The following is a 16,929-nucleotide window of genomic DNA, read 5'->3' on the forward strand; positions in this document are numbered from 1 at the left end:
GGTAGACTGGCCCGCATGCCTCTCCGGACGGCGCGGTTTTTCCTGTTCTTGCTCGCTCCCGCATTCGCGGCGGGGTGCATCTTCGGCAAGGACCTGAAGGAGGTCCTCGCCGAGCATCGCGCCCCGGTCGAGGCGAAGCTCGCCAACGTGAAGGCGTTGAAGGAGCAGGCCCGCGCCCTGCCCGCGGTGTCGAGCGACGTCGTCCACATCGCGGGCGGCCCTGCGCCGGTGGTGTCGTGGAGCGGCGGCACCGTCGGGGTCAATGCCGCGATTGTGTACCTCGAGGACCTCGACAATCTCACGGAGCTCGGGAACGTCCCTCATCGGGTGTCCGCGACCGGGACGATCAATCGATGCGCGTCGGCGCTCGCGACGCACCGGGAGCCGTACGACGCGGCGCACCCGCAATCGGCGCCGCCGACGATGAGCAGCTATCGCGCGGACGAGGTGCTCGACCTTTGCCAGGCGCTCCGGTATCTGCTCGTCATCCGCTCGCTCGCGTTCGTCGAGCCCTCCGCTCCGCGCACGTCCACCGCATGCAGCCTGTACGATGCAGGCGTGGGCGACGGCGGCGCGGGTGATGCGGGCGCGAGCGACGCCGGGACGTGCCATCGGTTCGACGGCGGGTACCTGAAGGCGGACGTGCTCGTCTTCGACGTGGAATCGGGCAGCCACCTCGGCGGATTCGGGTTCGTCGCGGAGAACAGCGCCATGGTCGACGTCACCGACGACGGGGCGAACGTCAAGGGCGAGATCGCCGGCAATTTCCATCGCAACATCGAGGAGGCGCTGAAGGCCGCGGCGCGGAAGGCTCTCCCCGGCCTGCCCACCGAGGATTGATATGGCGTCGATATCATGGCGAAAGGACGGGGCGGAGCGGGCGCAGATCGAGGGCCTCATCAAGGAGGTCGAGGCGATGTGCTCCGCGGAGATCGTCATCACGGTGCGGCCTCGGTCGGGAGCCTACCGCCAGGCCGATTACCTGTTCGGCGCGATCTGCGCGTTCGTCGGCCTCTGCGTTTACATCTATGCGCCGCCGGAGTTCACGGACGACCTCGTGCCGCCGGCGCTGCTCCTCCTGTTCGTCGCGGGCGCGGTCTTCTGCGCCAACGTCGCGCCGCTGCGGCGGCTCCTCCTGCCGAAGGCGTTGCAGGCGCGGCAGGTGCGCGCGGCCGCGCGGGAGGCATTTCTGGATCAGGGGATCGCTGGCACCCGCGACCGCACGGGCATTCTCATCTACATCTCGGTCTTCGAGCGCCGCGCCGAGGTCGTCACCGATATCGGCATTCTCCGCCGCGAGAGCGACGGCCAGCCCGGCGAGGCGATCCGCGGGGTCGAGCGCGCCGTGGCCGAGGGTTTGCCCATGGAGGGGTTCGTCTCCGCGGTCCGAGGCCTCGGCGGCTGGCTGAAAGAGGCGCTCCCGCCGCGCGCGGACGACATCAACGAGCTCAGCGACGAGGTGAGGTGACCATGACACGGCGCAAGACGCTCCTCGGATCGGCGCTCCTCTCGCTGCTCCTGTTGTGGTCCAACGATCAGGCCTTCGCGCGCCCCGGCGGCGGCAGCTCCTTCAAGGGAGGCTCGCGCTCGTCCGGCAGCAGCGGGAGTGGGAGTCGTTCGTTGGGCAGCAGCAGCGGGAGTCGTTCGTCGGGAAGCAGCAGCGGCAGCGGGAGCCGATCCTCCGGATCGAGCTGGGGAAGCCGCCCGGTCACACTCGGCGGTAGCACTGGAAGCGGCTCGAAAAGTCATGGCGGAGGTACGCCGCGCAAGACCGTCTGGGCGTTCCGGGACCAGAGCGGGGTTCTTCACGCCAAACAAGCCTCGTCGCCCGGCGCCTCGATCTATCCGGCCCCTCCGCCGCACGCGCCCATTCCGATCGGACCCGACACGGCGTCGACCGCCGAGCGCGTCGCCGGGTTCGCCTTCGGCGCCGGCTTCTTCGCCATGGGCGCGGGCGTGCTGGCGGCGCCGATGTTCCTCATCGGGCTCCTGCTTCATAGGCAACGAAAGCGAAACCAGCTCGACGTGGGCTGGTCCTCCGCCGGCCATTTCGTCGCCACCGGGGTCATGAACGCGCCGACCGAGCCGGAGGAGAGCCCGGCCGAGGTCCGCCGCAAGATGGAGCTCCTGCGCGGACAGGACCCCGATTTTTCGGTCATCCTGCTCGAAGACTTCATCACCGCGCTCTACGCCGAGGCACACACGGCCCGCGGCTCGAATGCGCTCGAAAAGTATTCCCCTTACCTGCGGCCGGCCGCACGGAGCACGCTCGGCGCGTTGCCGCGTGTCCCGGTCACCACCGTCATCGTCGGGGCGCTCCGGCTCGTACATTTCGCGATCGACAGGCGGACCCAGCTGAGCCGGCTCGTCGTGGAGCTCGAATCCAATTACACCGAGGACCCGCAGGGCGCCCCGCCGGCCTCCTATTACGCGCTCGAGCGCTGGGTCCTCGTGCGGGCCTTCGGCGCTCGCTCGCGCTCGCCGGATCGGGTCCGCTCGTTCGCCTGCCCGAACTGCGGCGCGCCGCTCGAGCGCACGACGCACGGGCGCTGCACGTATTGCAGCCAGGCCGTGGACTCGGGGCAATTCGACTGGGTCGTCGAGCGGATCGACCTCCTCGCCCGCGAGAGCCGCGGGCCCATGCTCACGGGCACGACGGAGGAGGAGGGCACCGAGCTGCCCACGATCTTCGATCCGGGGCTCTCGGCGGCGCGCATGGAAATGGCGCGGCGCGATCCGTCCTTCACCGAGTCGACGCTCTCCGGGCGCGTGCAATGGGTCTTCGCCTCCATGCAGCACGCGTGGACGTCGCTCGAATGGAATCGCGCGCGGCCTTGCCTGACCGATCGGCTCTGGCGAGCGCAGAGCTACTGGATCGAGGCCTATCGGCAGCAGGGGCTCCGGAACGTCACCGAGAATGCGCGCATCCTGCGGATCGAGCTCGTGCGTATCGCCTCGGATCGGTGGTACGAGGCCGCGACCGTGCGGGTGCACGCGACGGGGCTCGATTACACGATCCGGCTCGGGGACAACGCCGTCGTCGGCGGCAGGCGCGACAAGGAGCGCGCGTACACCGAATACTGGACCCTCGTGCGGAGCGCGATCCAGCACGGCCCCACGCGCGCCGCACCGGCCTGCCCGCAATGCGGCGCGACGCTCACCATGGAGATGGCCGAGCGCTGCGGGTATTGCGGGACGCTCGTCGAGGCGAGCACGTTCGACTGGGTGCTGAGCCGGATCGAGCAGGACGAGGCGTACGCCGGTTGATCCGCCTGCCCGTGCGCTTTGCCGTCCGCGCATGCTCCCGTCCGCCCGTGTGGTCCCTGGAACGGTACGGTTCTTGGATTGCTCCCGCACCATGAAACACCTCATGGCGTTCGGGATGGTGACCGCGTTCGGTTTCGTGCTCGCGGCTTGTGGCGGCGGAGGCAGCGAGGCGAAGACGCCGGACGCGGTCGAGCAGGACGCGGAGAAGGCGGGCGAGAAGGCCGGGGAAGAGATCGAGAAGGCCGGGGACAAGGCCGAGGAGGCCGGAGACGAGGCCAAGAAGGAAATGCAGAAGGACTGATCGGGCTAACTTCGTTCGCCCGCCAGAGGCCGGGGCAGCGACCGATCCCAGAGCTCCTCTTGATACGAAATATCGCCGAGGAGCCGCTCGAAATCGGCGATCGGCATGCTGCACCGGCCGTACTCGTCCTCGATGCGCACGTCCGCTCCCTCGAACCAGCGCTCCCGCGGATCGATGGGATCGTCGTAATGCACGACGCCTTTCTCCTCGTCGATCGAGAGCACCAGAATCTTGTGCTCCGCGTGCCGGATCGGCTCACCGCCCGCGTCGCCCTGGAAGCTCGTCACGACGGGGAGCACGATCGTCGCGAAGACCGGCTCGCCTTTGCGCGTCGATTGATCGAGGATCGAGAGCCCGTCGCGCGCGAGGTCGGCGACGCCTTCCGTGGAAATGCCGAGCTTCGCGAAGGCCTTCGCCATCATCGCGTGCTCGGTCGAGAGCGTCTTCCAGGGTTTGCCCGTGACCGCGACGAGGAGTCGCTCGAACGCGCCCATTTCGAGCCCGGTCCCGACGCGCTCGCCGCCCTTGAAGTGGCTGTCGAGGATGTTGTCGTAATCGAGGTCGGGGTATGCGAACTCCATGCACGCGACCTGGAAGATGCGGCTGATGGGGTTGCGCCCGCGCTCGCCCGCGTTCGGCAAGAGGATGTCCTCGTCGCAGACGAGCTCCTCGCCCGATCGTAGCGTCGCCCGGCCCGACGCGGAAAGGAGGCAGGCCACGAGGCGCGCATATTCGGCCGGATCCTGCGTGGCCAGATAGATCTCGAGGCAAGCCGCGGCGCACGTGCCCTTGAGCCCCTGATTGATGCGCCCTGGATTCGCCAGGTTCTGCACGAGCTCGAAGAGCGCGCGATTTCTCCCCTCCGGCGTCGCGAAGAAGCTCCAGAGCGGGGCCGTCGCGATGGCCACGAGCGATTCGACGAGCGGATGCCCGAGCGCGTCGAGCCGCGCGAGCCGCCCATCCCCCGAGAGCGCATGCAGCGCGTCATCGAGCGTCGCGCGCCAGGGCCGCTGCGGCTCCGTCCATCCAGGAATGCGGCTCGGCGGCACGGCCCACGTTTCGATGGTGCCGGCGAGCTCTTCGATGAGGCTTTCGACGGTGCCCCCCATTCGAACCTCCTCAGTGCAGCATGCCCCCGAGGCCGCGTGATTTCCAGATGGAAGCAGGCTCCCTCCCGCGTTTTCGAATGACGTCCTGGGTTGGAAATGGTGGTAGCATCGAACCATGGCGGCTCGCACGCGCGCCTCGTCTCCCTCGCGCCCACCCCGCGGCGTGGTTTCCACACGTCGCGGCCCGTCGGACACACACCGGAGCTCGTAACCATGCGTTTTCGTTCATTTCTCCGGCAGGCGCAGGGCGTGGAAAGGGCGCGGGCCATGTCCTCCGCTCGTACCCGTCCCGTCTGGCTCGTCCCGGCCGTGCTGCTCGCCTCCTCGTTCGGCCTCGTTTGCAGCAGCACGCCCTCCGTTCCGACCACCCTGCCCGGACAACCCCCGCCGCCCGTCGTCATCGAGCGAGCCGTGCACAAGGGCGACGAGCCGCTGGTCTTCCCTCCTGCCGTGTCGCGCAATGCGCGCCTGCCGGTGTACGGCGACGAGGTCGAGCGCACCTCCACCGACCTCGACGTCCAGAGCCCGAGCCTCGACAGCGACGGCAAATTCTCCTTTCGCGGCACCTCGTTCCGCATCTCCTTCAATCAGCGTGTCGCCCGCCCCGCGGCCGATCCCAATGCGAAGGGCCCCACGAAGGCCGCCGAGGGCACGATTCGCCTGACGCCGAGCGTCGAGGGGGAGGCGCATTGGCTGAACGACACCACGCTCGAATTCGTGGCGAAGCGCCCCTTCGACACGGAGACCACGTACGGCGTGGAGCTCGGCGAAGTGAAGACGCCCGCGGGCGCCGGCCTGAAGCAGGCGTGGAAAGCGCAATTCAAGGCGACGCCGGGCGTCACGATCGCCGGAAAGGACCTCGGCTACCTCCCCGTTCCCGGCCGCCACCGCGTGATCGCGATGCACCCGAACGACGGTCTCGACGTCGGCGCGCGCGCGACGTTTGCCGTGCTCTATGATCAGCCGATCGATCTCGGCCTCGCGCGCAGCCTGATCACGCTGACGGAGGCGGCGAGCGAGAGACCCATCTCCGTCGTCTTCGATCATCCGAAGACGCCGACGTTCCAGGGGATCAAGGTCGATCCCAAGTTCGTCGTGCTCGTCCGGCCCGTCTCGCCCGTCGCGCCCGGCACGAAGCTGGTCCTCCAGGCAAAACCTCGCTTCCTGGAAAAACTCCATCAGGCGCGCGAAGTCGAAGTGACCGTGGCCGAGCCGCTCGCGTTCCAGGACGTGACGTGTGAATGGTACTGGGACGACGACGGACGGCAGCGGTCGTGCACGTTCCAGGACGGGAAGCTGTACACGGCGGGGCGCGAGATTCGCGTGGCGTTCAATCATGCCGTCGCGACCCCGGACGACAAGCTCGCGGCCCGCGTGCGGGTGAGCCCGCCCGTGCGGAACATGACCCTGCGGAACGAGCGCTGGGACGATGAAATCGTGATCCGCGGCGAGTTCGAGCCCTCGAAATCGTACGAGGTCACGATCGAGGGCCTCACCGACGATCACGGAAGCCGCCTCGCGAAGCCCGTCTCGTTCCGCGTCGAGATGGCCCCGATGCCGGCGAGCGTGACGATGGCGGACGGCATGTTGTGGCTCGATCCGGAGACGACGCGCCATTTCGCCGTGACCTCGCGCAACGTCGCGAAAGCTTCGCTCCTCGCCTGGCCCGTCGCCTCCGCGGACCGCGCCGCGCAGGAGGTCGCGCTCCGGCGCGTGCGCACGCGGGACCTGCCTCCCGAGGCCGCGCCCGTGCGGATTCCGATCGCCATCAAGGCCGAACGAAACAAGCTCGTCACGACACGAATCGATCTCTCGAAGCACCTGTCGGCGGGGCAAAGTTACGTCACGACGATCGCCGCCGACGAGATTGCCTTCGGCGCGAAGCTCGTGAAGTTCTCGCGCGGCAGCGAGGCGGGGAAGCCGATCGTCGCATTGATTCGTCCCGGCGACGAGCGTTCGCTCGCCGTGCATACCCGCGCGACGCCGAATGCGACGCTCGTGCAGGTCTCGCGGCTCGCGGGCGGCGCGCCGGTGCAGGGCGCGCTCGTGCGCCTCTCGGGCGACGAGAATTCGGCCGGTGTGACCACGGATGCCTCGGGCGTCGCGCTCCTGCCGTTCGACCTGCGCACGACCGAGCGGCCTTTCCTCGACGTGCGCGCGCAGGACGCCGATTTCATTCTTCCGCTCGATGGGGACGGGATCACCGAGCGCCAGATCTTTCCGGACCTCGCCTCGGGTGAGGGCGCGCCCTCGTCGTTCGGGCGGGCGTTCGTCCTGACGGACCGCGGCATTTACCGGCCCGGTTCGAGCGTGTTCGTCAAGGCAACCGTTCGCAAACCCGACGGGGCCACGCTCTCGCCCATTTCCGGCGCGTCCCTGCGATTGCACGTCGTGGGCCCGACGGGCGACGACGTCTTCCAGCAGACGCTCACGACGAACGACATGGGCAGCCTCTCCACGACGATCACCATTCCGGCCGACGCCAAGATCGGCCGGCACCAGATCCTCCTGGAGCAGCCCGAGCAAGGTCAGGACGGCGAGCCGCTCGCGCAGACGATCGTGCAGGTGGCCGAGTTCGAGCCGCCTCGATTCGTGGTCGACGTCGATGCGTCCGCGGACGCCAAGAATACGCTGCGGGCCGAGGTGCGGGCGCGATATCTGTTCGGCGCGCCGATGGACGGCGCGACCGCGTCGTGGACGGTGCGGCGCGAGGGCGCGCCTTTCCCGGAGGGGCCTTTGACCTCGGCGGGGCTCTCGTTCCGGCGCGCGCCTCGCTGGTACGACGACGAGGAGCAGCCGTGGTCGCGCGCGGGCGAGGGATCGCTCTCGGCCGATGGGAAGCTCGCGGTGGTGCAGGCGCTCGAAATCGCGCCCGCGCTCGGGCCGCAGAGATTCGTGATCGAGGCGGACGTGACCGACGCCTCCCACCGGCACGTCGCGGGGAGGGGGAGCGTCGTGGTTCATCCGGCCAAACGGTATGCCGGCATGAAGCTGCCTTCGACGTGGTATGGCGTGGGCGACGACGTTCCCGTCGAGCTCGGCGTGATCGATCCGGAGGGGCGGCCCGTCGAGGGCACGACCGTGACGGCGAAGCTCGAGCGGATCGAGTGGCAATATGCGAGGCGGCGCGGCGCGGGCGGGTCGCTCGAATGGGACTGGACGTCGAAGCGGGTCGAGGCCGGCCGCTGCACGGTGACGAGCGCAAAGCAGCCCGCGACGTGCAAGGTGAACATCGGCCGCTCGGGCAGCTACGAGATCACGGCCGAGGTGGACGGCCGGCCCGGCGGCGCGATGGGGCTCTGGGCCTACGGGAGCGAGGGCGAGGCGCTGCCGGCCGCCCCGGAGAGGCCGCATGCGCTGGATCTCTCGGCGGACAAATCGAAATACGCGCCCGGCGAGACGGCGAAGATCCTCGTGCGCAATCCGTTCCCCGAGGCGACGCTCGTGACCACGATCGAGCAGGGCACTCTGCTGGAAAAACGCGCGATGCGCGTGAAGGCAGGCGCGACGGTGATCGACGTGCCGCTCCGGGCCGAGCATGCGCCGTACGTGCACGCGACGGCGACGCTCCTGCCGATCGGCGCGAAAGGCCGCGCGGCGACGGATTACAAGATCGGCGCGGTGCGGCTGCCCGTGTCGATGGCGGGCGCGCGGCTCGAGGTCGCGGCGCGGACCGACAAACCATTTTATCGGCCGGGGGACGAGGCCGAGATCGACATCGAGGTCATGGACGGGGGCAAACCCGAGGGCGACGCGGAGGTCGCGCTCGCGGTCGTCGACGAGGGCGTCCTTCGATTGACGGATTTCCACCCGATCGATCCCGCCGTGGCGCTCCGGCCTGGCCGGGGCCTTTCGTTCCGCGTGCGTGATTCGCGCAGCGACCTCGGCGAGCTGTTCGAGCGCAGCCACGTGCCCGGCGACGGCGGCGGCGCGGCGCTCTCGACGATCACCGAGGCGCGCAAGAAATTCGTGGAGACCGCGCTCTTCAAGCCCGACGTGCGCCCGGACGCGCAGGGCAAGGCGAAGGTGCGGTTCAAGCTCCCCGATAACCTCACCGAGTTCCGGATCATGGCCGTCGCGCTCGATCGCGAGGGCAAAGGGGCGAAGTCGGAGTCGAGCTTCTTCGTGAAGAAGCCGGTGATGCTCGTGCCCGTGGTGCCGCGATTCGCGCGCGTGGGCGATCGATTCGAGGCGGCGGCGATGCTGCACAACGAGACCGTCGCCGCGCTCGGCGCGACGGTGCGGCTCGGGGCGCGGTCGCAGACGGTGAACGTGCCGGCGGGCGGCAAGGCGCGGGTGGGATTCTCGCTCGAACCGGCGGCCGCGGGCGCGCTCCCGCTCGTGTTTTCGGCCGAGGACGAGGCGGGCAAGAAGCTCGACGAGGTGGAGGCGAAGCTCTCCGTGGACGAACCCGGAATCGACGAGCGGCCGCGGCTCGGCGGGGCGTTCGTCCGAAATGAGGAGGTTTTGCTCGACGTACCGGCGGGCGTGATCGAGCGGGGCGGGTTCCTCACGGTGAAGGTGGGCGAGCACCTCTGGCCCGAGCTCGGCGCGCGGCTCGAGTGGTTGCTCGGATATCCGCACGGATGCGTGGAACAGACGACGTCGAGCACGCTGCCGCTCATCGCGGCGCGCACGATCCTGCCGCGCATCGGCGTCACGCGCCTCTCGGAGGGCGAGCTCCAGAAGCGGATCGCGGCGGGCATTCAGCGGCTCGCGACCATGCGCACGGATTCGGGCGGGCTCGCTTATTGGCCCGGCGGCGACGAGCCGAACGTGTATGGCACGGCGTACGCGATCCGGGCCGTCATCCTGGCGAAGAAGGCCGGCGTGAATCCTCCGGCGGGCTTGCTCGAAGGCATGCAGCGGTTCCTCGCGGATCGAATGCTCGACGAGGACACGGCCCCCGAGGTCTCGGCCGCGATCGCCGAGAGCCTCGCCGACGCGGGCGCGCTCGATCGGAGCGCGGCGGACGCGCTCTTCGATCGGAAGGACAATCAGAGCGTCTTCGGGCTCGGCAGCCTCGCGCTCGCGCTCGCGTCGCTCCCGGACCAGGAGGATCGCGTGAAGACCCTGCTCGACAAGATCGAGGGGAGCTTCGACGAGCAGGGCGCGCTCTCGAACACGAAGCGGATGAACGATTTCTACTATTATGGTTCGCCCTCGCGCTCGCGGGCGCAGGCGGCCATCGCGCTCGCCCGGCTGCGTCGCTCGTCGACGATCCTCCCGCTGCTCCTGCGGGAGATCGCCGCCGACATGGATGATTACACGACGCAAGCGACGGCGTATTCGCTGCTCGCGTTGAGCCAGCACCTCGAAGCGAGCACCGACGACGGCGTGGCCGTGCGCGTGAAGCTCGACGGCGAGAGCCTCGTGCCCACGGCGGATCTCGGCTTCGGCAGCAAGGAGTTCGCCGTTCCGTTGAGCCGCGTGCGGGGCAAGAAGATGAAGCTCGTGCTGGAGGCCGAGGGGGATCGGTCGGTCGGGTATGCGATTTCGTCGGCCTGGCAGCGCGCGATCGCGGCCGCGGATTCGCCCGCCGCGACCCGCGGTGAGAATGGGCCGTCCGTGTATCGCGTGATCAGCGATCCGCGCGGCGGGGCCGTCGATCTCGCGAAGGTCAAGGCTGGGGATCTCCTGCGTGTCGCGCTGTATGCGCGTCTCCCGGAGGTCGGCGACGAGCGGCGCGGATACGTCGCGCTCACCGATCGCCTGCCGGCGGGCTTCGAGCCGGTGCAGCCGGACCTCGCGACGGTGGCGAGCGCGCCGGGGATCGATTCGCATCATCCGTTCTACTCCGCGCTCCGCTGGAGCTCGTCCGAGGCGAGCCACATCGAGATGCGCGACGATCGGGTGAACGTGTATTTCGACAAGGTCTGGGGCGATTCGGTTGCCGCGACGTATCTCGTGCGGGCGACGACGCCGGGCGTGTTCGCATTGCCCGCAGCGGCCGGCGAGCTCATGTACGAGCCGGACAGCGTGGGGTACAGCGACGCCGGGCAGGTGACGATCCAATGAAACGCCTTCCCTCGAAAAAGGCCCTGCGTCGGCTCGGCGTCGTGGCGGGCGTGGTGGCCTGCATCGTCCTCGGCAGCGTGGTGGCGTCGCAGCGGGTGCGCGCCGCCGCGGGCGAGCCGTCGGCGCACCTCGCGGATCATTGGCACGAGGGGCATCGGATCGTCGATCGAGAGGGGCGCCTGCTCCGCGAGATCGGCTCCGAGGCCGAGCAGCGCGGCCGGCCCGTGGCGCTCGATCAAATGGGGGATCGCATCGTGCTCGCGACGCTCGTCAGCGAGGACAAACGGTTCTTCGAGCACGACGGCGTCGACGGCCGAGCGATTGCGAGGGCGATCGGGCAGAATTTGAAGGGCCGGCGTATCGTGTCCGGGGCGAGCACGATCACGCAGCAGCTCGTGAAATTGCTCGACGCCGAGGGAAAACCGGCGCCGCGCACGCTCGAGCGCAAGGTCACGGAGGCCGCGCGGGCGCAGAACCTCGAAGAGACCGTGGACAAACGGACGATCCTCGAGGCGTACATGAATCGCCTCGGGTATGGCCACGGGCTCACGGGGCCGGAGGCCGCGGCGCTCGGGTATTTCGGGGTGTCGGCGAAGGATCTGAGCTGGGCGCAGGCCGCGTGGCTCGCGGTGTTGCCGCGCGCGCCGTCGTTCCTCGATTCGTACGATCATCCGGAGCGCGTGCGCCTGCGGCAGCGGGCTTTGCTCGACGATCTGCGCGAGGAGGGGGTTTTGAGCGAGGCCGACCACGCGCGTGCCGTGGACGAGCCTGTCCGCGTGCGGAAGAGTCAGCGGCCGTTTTACGCGCCACACTTCGTGGATGCGGTGGTGCGCGAGGTGTCGCAGCCCGGCGAGCGGGCGCATGGGGTCACGAAGACGACGCTCGATCTTGCTTTGCAGGAGGATACCGAAGGGCTCGTGCGCACGCATCTCGCGGCGCTCGCGTCGCTCGGGGCAAAGAATGCGGCGGTGATCGTGGTGGACAACGAGCACGGCGAGGTGCTCGCCTGGGTCGGGAGTGGTTCGTACTGGGATGATTCGATCGCCGGGCAGGTCGACATGGTGCGGGCCCGGCGGCAGCCGGGGTCGACGCTGAAGCCGTTCGTGTATGCGCTCGCGTTCGCGGACGGGCATTCGGCGGCCGAGCCCCTTCCGGATGTGCCGACGCGTTTCTCGGAGCAGGGCGGGACGTACGCGCCGGGCAATTTCGACGGGACGTTCGAGGGGCCGATCAGCGCGCGCGAGGCGCTCGCGGGGAGCTTGAACGTGCCCGCGGTGCGGCTCGCGGCGGAGGTGGGCGAGGGGCGGATGCTCGAATCGCTACGGAGCCTCGGGTTTGCGAGCCTCGATCGGGAGGCGCGGCATTATGGTTTGTCGCTGGCGCTCGGGACCGGCGAGGTGACGCTGCGCGAGCTCGCGGGCGCGTACGTGGCGCTCGCGCGGGGCGGAGAGCGGATTCCGATCCGGATCGTGGCGAACGAGGCGGCGGGCGAGCCTTCGCGCGTGATGGATGCGGCCGTCGCGTCGCTCGTGACGGAGTCGCTCTCGGATCCGCTGGCGCGCGTGCGGGGATTGCACGGGCGCGGGCCGTTCGATCTCGGGTTTCCCGTGGCGGTGAAGACGGGGACGAGCTCGGGGCATCGTGATACGTGGTGTGTCGGCTACACGCACGAGCGGACGGTCGCGGTGTGGATCGGCAATGCCGACGGGGCGCCGACGCAAAAGCTCACGGGCGCGAGCGGCGCGGGGCCGCTCTTCGGCGACGTGATGCGGCGAGCGATGGAGGACGTGTCTTCACGCGCGCCGCTCCGGGACGAGGCGCACCTCGAATCGGTCGAGGTTTGTCCCCTCACGGGCAAGCTCCCGGGGCCGGCTTGCGTGGATCATGCGTCGCGGCATTTCATTCGAGGGAAGGCGCCGAAGGAGACGTGTGATTGGCACGTACGCGCGAGCACGCGGGAGGGCGCGGGTCCGGGCGAGACGCCGTTTGTCTGTGATTCGCAGGGGAGCCGGTCGATCGTGGTGTTGCCCGAAACTTACGACGGTTTTTTGGCGGCGCTGCCGTCCGGCGCGCCGGGGCACGATCCCTTTGGTTTGCCCTGGCTCTCGCGGTCGAGCGTGCCCGGCTGTGGGGATCAGGCGCATGCGGAGGCGATGCTACGAATCGACGGGCCCGCGGCGGGCAGCGTGTTCGTGTACGGGGACGAGGGCGATGCGCAGGTGATCGTCCTCTCGGCGTCGGCGGTGGGTGGTTCTCCGGAGCGGCGCGTCAGCGAGGTCGAGTTCGTGGTGGATGGCGAGGTCGTGGGGCGATCGCGCTGGCCGTTCCGCGTGCGGTATCAGGCGACGCGGGGGGATCACGAGCTCGTGGTGCGGCCCGCCGATCCGCGCGTCGCGGTGCGCACGGCGAAAACGAGCTTCAGCGTGCGTTAGGCCAATACGACGTTTGACAGGTCGGGTGAAGCCGCCCTAGCATGCGTCGCGGAGGGGGGCCGCTCGCCGGCTCTCGCAGACCTCGGGATGATCACACGCATCGAGATCGACGGGTTCAAGTCGCTGCGCGCGTTCTCGCTCGATCTCGAGCCGCTCACCGCGATCGTCGGGCCGAACGGGGCAGGGAAGTCGAATCTGTTCGACGCGCTCGCGCTGCTCGCGAAGGTGGCGGAGACGAACCTCGTCACCGCGTTCAAGGGAGGTCGGGGGCGTATTCGGGATCAGTTCGCGCGCACGCCCGAAGGCGTCGAGCGTTCGATGCGCTTCGCGGCCGAGCTCCTGCTCCTGCCCGGGTCGTCGCGCTACGAGCTCGTGCAGTCGCGCGTGCGGTACGAGGTGGAGATCGAGCGGACGCTGGAGCGCGGCGGGCTCGACGGCCTCGTGATCACGCGCGAGCGGCTTCTTCCGATCAAGCGCGGCGCCGACGCGTGGATCGATCAGCATCCGCATTGGGGGCCGCTCGCGCGGTACGGGGCGCCGGAGATGCGCGTCGAGCTCGAAGGCGCCCCGGGGCCGGAGCGGATCGTGCGGATCGAGCCGGGCGACGGCGGGCCGTCGTTATCGGTGGATATCGGGCGAGATCGAAGCCTCTTATCGCTGCCGTATGCGCTCGTGACGCCGCTCGTGGAGGCGACGAGCCGCGAGCTCCGGACGTTTCGGCTCCTGCACCTCGAGCCGCACCGGCTCACGAAGCCGAGCGATCGGGCGGCCGGGACGTCGCTCACGGAGGACGGCTCGAACCTGCCGACCGTGCTCGCCGCGCTCGGGCCCGAGGCGCGCGCCGCGATTCGCAAGGACATGGAGACGCTCCTGCCCGGGTTCCGGGGCTTCGACGTGACGCCGTTCGAGGACGAGCTCCGGCTCGAGGCCGATTTCATGGATATGAAGCGCCTGCCGGCGCGGCTGCTCTCGGATGGGATGCTCCGGCTGCTCGCGCTCTTCACGCTCTTGCGATCCGCGCGGCGCGGCGCGATCGTGGCCATCGAGGAGCCCGAGAACGGCGTGTATCCGGGGAGGCTGCGCGCGCTCGTGGATTCGCTGCTCTCGGCGACCGCGCCGGCGCTCGGGGAGGCGACGGCCGTGCCGCAGGTGCTCCTGTCGACGCATTCGACGGCCATCATCGCGGCGCTGCGCGGGCTGCCCAGGGCGATCGTGTTCGCGGATCTCGTGCGCGGGCGCGACGGGATGCGCTCGACGCGGATGCGGCACGTGGTGTCGGAGGGCGAGAACGAGAGCGGCGCGGTCCCGAGCGTCTCCTCGGGGGAGATGATGCGGCTGCTCGAATCCTCCCGACCCTGGGACGATTGAGCTATCCTGGGGGCGCGCGGAGCACGATCACGGTCGCGCAGGAAAGGGACCAGGATGGGCGAGCCAGCGTTTTTCAGGTCGGGGTCGGTGGATCGGATTCCGACGGAGTTCCGCTACTGGGACAACATGAACGACGCTCGGACGCAGAAGCGTCGCAAGCAGTTCGGGAAGCTGGTCGGCTTCGATCCCGTGCTGCCCGATGAGCTCGTGCGGACGTTCGCGCACTGCTATTACGACGCGGATCCCGTGGCCGAGGCTTTCGTCGAGGAGGTCTACCTCGCGCAAGGGCAAGGGGCCGGGCGCAAGCTCGTGGATCGCGCCCTCGAATCGGGCGTGGCGTCGATCCCGGACGCGCCGGCGTCGCTGCAGGCGCTCTTCGCCGAGGTGGAGACGCCGCCTTCGTGGCTCGATTGGGACAAGGTCGAGCACGGCGCGCGTGTATGGCGGCGCTATGGGACGCACATGTTCAGCTTCGCGGGCGCGGTGACGCTCGACGGGTACCAGGAGAGCTCGGTCGCGAAGCCGCTCGCGTTCACCGGCGCGTATACCGGGGAGTCGGCGCATCGGCGGTTTCTGGAGACGGCCGCGTTCTGGATCGACATCTCGGAGCCGGGGGCCCTGCGGCCGGGCGGGCTGGGCAGGAAGACGGCGCTGCGCGTGCGGCTGATGCACGTGTTCGTGCGAAAGCGGCTCCTGCGTCATCCGGGGTGGGACCTCGACGCCTGGGGCGTGCCGATCAGCCAGGGGGATGCGCTGATCACGCTGATGGCCGGCAGCGTGGGCGCGCTCGCGCTGAAGAAGCTCGGCTATCGCACGAGCCGCGACGAGATCGAGGCGCTCATGCACTTCTGGCGGTACGTGGGCCATTTGATGGGTGTGCAGCCCCGATGGTATCCGACGACGTACGAGGACGGCGTGCGCCTCCTGTTCACCGCGCTCAACAAGGGCGCAAAGAAGGCCGGCGAGGACGGCGTGGATCTGGCGCGCTCGTACGTGCAATCGTATGCGCCGCGCGAGGGCGATCCGCCGCTCGTGGTTTTGCGCAAGCGGCTCGAATATCACCTCGAGCTCGGGTACACGAAGTTTTTCCTGTCCCCGCAGGCGTTCCGCATTTTCGGATTGCCGGATCCGGGGATCTGGAGGTTTCACCCGATCGCGCAGTTCCCGCTCGTGTTCGCGCTGGAGACCGTGCGCAGGCACGTGGACGTGGTCGACACGTGGGCGGACAGGTTCGCGCGGTGGCGCACGCGGCAATGGCTCGATACGCACCTCGGGAAGCGGCGCGCGGAGTACAAGGCGGTCGAGTCGTTCACGCGTTGAGGCGGCCGGGGCGGCGGCGCCCCGCCTGTGCGAGGGCGTATCCGAGCGCGGCGCTCAGCGTGGCGAACGTGGAGAGTTTCGCCACGTCGATTCCCAGCGAGACGATGATCGAGGCCACGCGCGGGGAAATGCCCGAGACGAGGCAATGGCTGCCGAGGAGCGTGACGGCGCGGACCATGCGCATGAGGTGCTCCAGCGTGGCCGCGTCGACGTCTTCGAGGCCCGTCAGATCGAGGACGGTGACGCGGACGCGGCTGCGGGTGATCTCGGCGAGGAGCGCGTCCGTCATGGACGAGGCGCGCGCCTCGTCGACGGCGCCGAGCACGGGCATCGCGAGGACGCCGTCCCATACATGCAAGAGCGGGCTCTTGAGCTGCCTCAGGGTCCGCTCGTTGCGCTCGAGCACGAGGGATTGCTCGATGCGGTCGGTGGTGTCGAAGATGTAGCCGAAATAATGGGTGATCTGGCCGCTCGCCCGGTCGCGCCGGATGACGGTATAATCGGCGATCCAGATCGTCTGTCCGTCGCGGCGCTTGATGCGGTAGGGCTCGTGGGCGAACCATTCGACGCCGCTCGCGCTGTTCGTGCTGACCTCCTCGCCGACGCGGCCGAGGTCTTCCGGGTAGACGAGGTCGGAGTATTTCAGCTTGTCCAGGAGGTAATCCTCGGTCGGATACCCCGTCAGATCGAACACGTTCGGGGAGACGTACTCGACGGGCCAGCCCTCCGTGGCGCGCCAGCGAAAGACCACGACCGGGCCCACGGAGAAGAGGAGGCGCTCCTCCAGGCGCGTGCTCAGGTTGCCGATGGCGCGATTGAGGTTCCGTTCGAGGTCGCCGAGAGGGCCATCGTCGATATCCTCGATGAAGTCAGGCAGCTCTTCGTTCGCGAGGCGTGCCAGGGTCGTGGAGATTCGACGCAGTCTCTCGGCTTGATCCATGGGGGTTCCTTCGGCTTTCGAGCACCCCCCGAAGCTTATCCCCCCAATGAAAACCCGTCCAGTTTACCCGAGCCGCGTTCCCGTCGACAAGGGGTTCACGGGGACCACGAACGTTTCGAATTCGGATGATGACGGAATTCGTAGCCTTCGGTGTGGCGCAATGGGAATTCTGCG

General features: G+C 69.0%; 10 protein-coding genes. 8 read left to right on the forward strand and 2 right to left on the reverse strand.

The annotated features are described in order from the left end of the window. Positions 1-15 precede the first annotated feature (15 nt). The 4 genes from QHF83_RS09245 (at position 16) to QHF83_RS09260 (ending at position 3,568) form a co-directional block, all read left to right on the forward strand. Positions 16-840 carry a hypothetical protein gene (locus QHF83_RS09245; protein ID WP_282417404.1) on the forward strand — a complete coding sequence of 275 codons (825 nt, stop codon included), beginning with the start codon at positions 16-18 and terminating at the stop codon, positions 838-840. Position 841: 1 nt separating this feature from the next. Further along, positions 842-1,468 (forward strand): hypothetical protein, encoded by a 627-nt coding sequence (locus QHF83_RS09250; protein ID WP_282417405.1) that lies wholly within the window; start codon positions 842-844, stop codon positions 1,466-1,468. Between the two features lie 2 nt (positions 1,469-1,470). Then, positions 1,471-3,267: a TIM44-like domain-containing protein gene (locus QHF83_RS09255; RefSeq protein WP_282417406.1), complete on the forward strand. Its 1,797-nt coding sequence runs from the start codon at positions 1,471-1,473 to the stop codon at positions 3,265-3,267. Between the two features lie 91 nt (positions 3,268-3,358). Next, entirely contained in the window at positions 3,359-3,568 is a 210-nt protein-coding gene (locus tag QHF83_RS09260) for a hypothetical protein (protein ID WP_282417407.1), read from the forward strand. Between the two features lie 5 nt (positions 3,569-3,573). Here the strand turns inward: QHF83_RS09260 and QHF83_RS09265 are convergent, their stop codons facing one another. Next, positions 3,574-4,677, reverse strand: a complete 1,104-nt coding sequence (locus tag QHF83_RS09265) for a hypothetical protein (RefSeq protein ID WP_282417408.1) — start codon at positions 4,675-4,677, stop codon at positions 3,574-3,576. 267 nt (positions 4,678-4,944) lie between these two features. On the opposite strand from QHF83_RS09265, the gene QHF83_RS09270 reads away from it, so the two are divergent. From QHF83_RS09270 to QHF83_RS09285, 4 genes are all read left to right on the forward strand, one after another. Beyond that, positions 4,945-10,695, forward strand: a complete 5,751-nt coding sequence (locus tag QHF83_RS09270; protein ID WP_282417409.1) for an MG2 domain-containing protein — start codon at positions 4,945-4,947, stop codon at positions 10,693-10,695. Further along, a complete protein-coding gene (pbpC, locus tag QHF83_RS09275; protein ID WP_282417410.1) occupies positions 10,692-13,127 on the forward strand; it encodes a penicillin-binding protein 1C in 2,436 nt (811 codons plus the stop codon). Before QHF83_RS09270 ends, pbpC begins: the two co-directional genes overlap by 4 nt. A gap of 87 nt (positions 13,128-13,214) precedes the next feature. Further along, positions 13,215-14,495 (forward strand): AAA family ATPase, encoded by a 1,281-nt coding sequence (locus QHF83_RS09280; RefSeq protein WP_282417411.1) that lies wholly within the window; start codon positions 13,215-13,217, stop codon positions 14,493-14,495. 126 nt (positions 14,496-14,621) lie between these two features. Then, complete coding sequence (locus tag QHF83_RS09285) at positions 14,622-15,815, forward strand: oxygenase MpaB family protein (protein ID WP_282417412.1); 1,194 nt, start codon at positions 14,622-14,624, stop codon at positions 15,813-15,815. Here the strand turns inward: QHF83_RS09285 and QHF83_RS09290 are convergent. Then, the gene (locus QHF83_RS09290; protein ID WP_282417413.1) at positions 15,805-16,755 is read right to left on the reverse strand and encodes a PAS domain-containing protein; all 951 of its coding nucleotides are present in this window, start codon (positions 16,753-16,755) and stop codon (positions 15,805-15,807) included. The genes QHF83_RS09285 and QHF83_RS09290 overlap by 11 nt on opposite strands. Positions 16,756-16,929 lie beyond the last annotated feature (174 nt).

The sequence above is a fragment of the Polyangium sp. 15x6 genome (assembly GCF_029960785.1).
In the GTDB taxonomy this organism is placed as follows: Bacteria; Myxococcota_A; Polyangia; order Polyangiales; family Polyangiaceae; genus Polyangium.

What these genes read in the sequence shown, in the direction of transcription:
- QHF83_RS09255 (WP_282417406.1), top strand. Translation starts at nt 1,471, where the DNA reads ATGACACGGCGCAAGACGCTCCTCGGATCGGCGCTCCTCTCGCTGCTC.
- QHF83_RS09260 (WP_282417407.1), top strand. Translation starts at nt 3,359, where the DNA reads ATGAAACACCTCATGGCGTTCGGGATGGTGACCGCGTTCGGTTTCGTG.
- QHF83_RS09250 (WP_282417405.1), top strand. Translation starts at nt 842, where the DNA reads ATGGCGTCGATATCATGGCGAAAGGACGGGGCGGAGCGGGCGCAGATC.
- QHF83_RS09270 (WP_282417409.1), top strand. Translation starts at nt 4,945, where the DNA reads ATGTCCTCCGCTCGTACCCGTCCCGTCTGGCTCGTCCCGGCCGTGCTG.
- pbpC (WP_282417410.1), top strand. Translation starts at nt 10,692, where the DNA reads ATGAAACGCCTTCCCTCGAAAAAGGCCCTGCGTCGGCTCGGCGTCGTG.
- QHF83_RS09245 (WP_282417404.1), top strand. Translation starts at nt 16, where the DNA reads ATGCCTCTCCGGACGGCGCGGTTTTTCCTGTTCTTGCTCGCTCCCGCA.
- QHF83_RS09290 (WP_282417413.1), bottom strand. Translation starts at nt 16,755, where the DNA reads ATGGATCAAGCCGAGAGACTGCGTCGAATCTCCACGACCCTGGCACGC.
- QHF83_RS09280 (WP_282417411.1), top strand. Translation starts at nt 13,215, where the DNA reads ATGATCACACGCATCGAGATCGACGGGTTCAAGTCGCTGCGCGCGTTC.
- QHF83_RS09285 (WP_282417412.1), top strand. Translation starts at nt 14,622, where the DNA reads ATGAACGACGCTCGGACGCAGAAGCGTCGCAAGCAGTTCGGGAAGCTG.
- QHF83_RS09265 (WP_282417408.1), bottom strand. Translation starts at nt 4,677, where the DNA reads ATGGGGGGCACCGTCGAAAGCCTCATCGAAGAGCTCGCCGGCACCATC.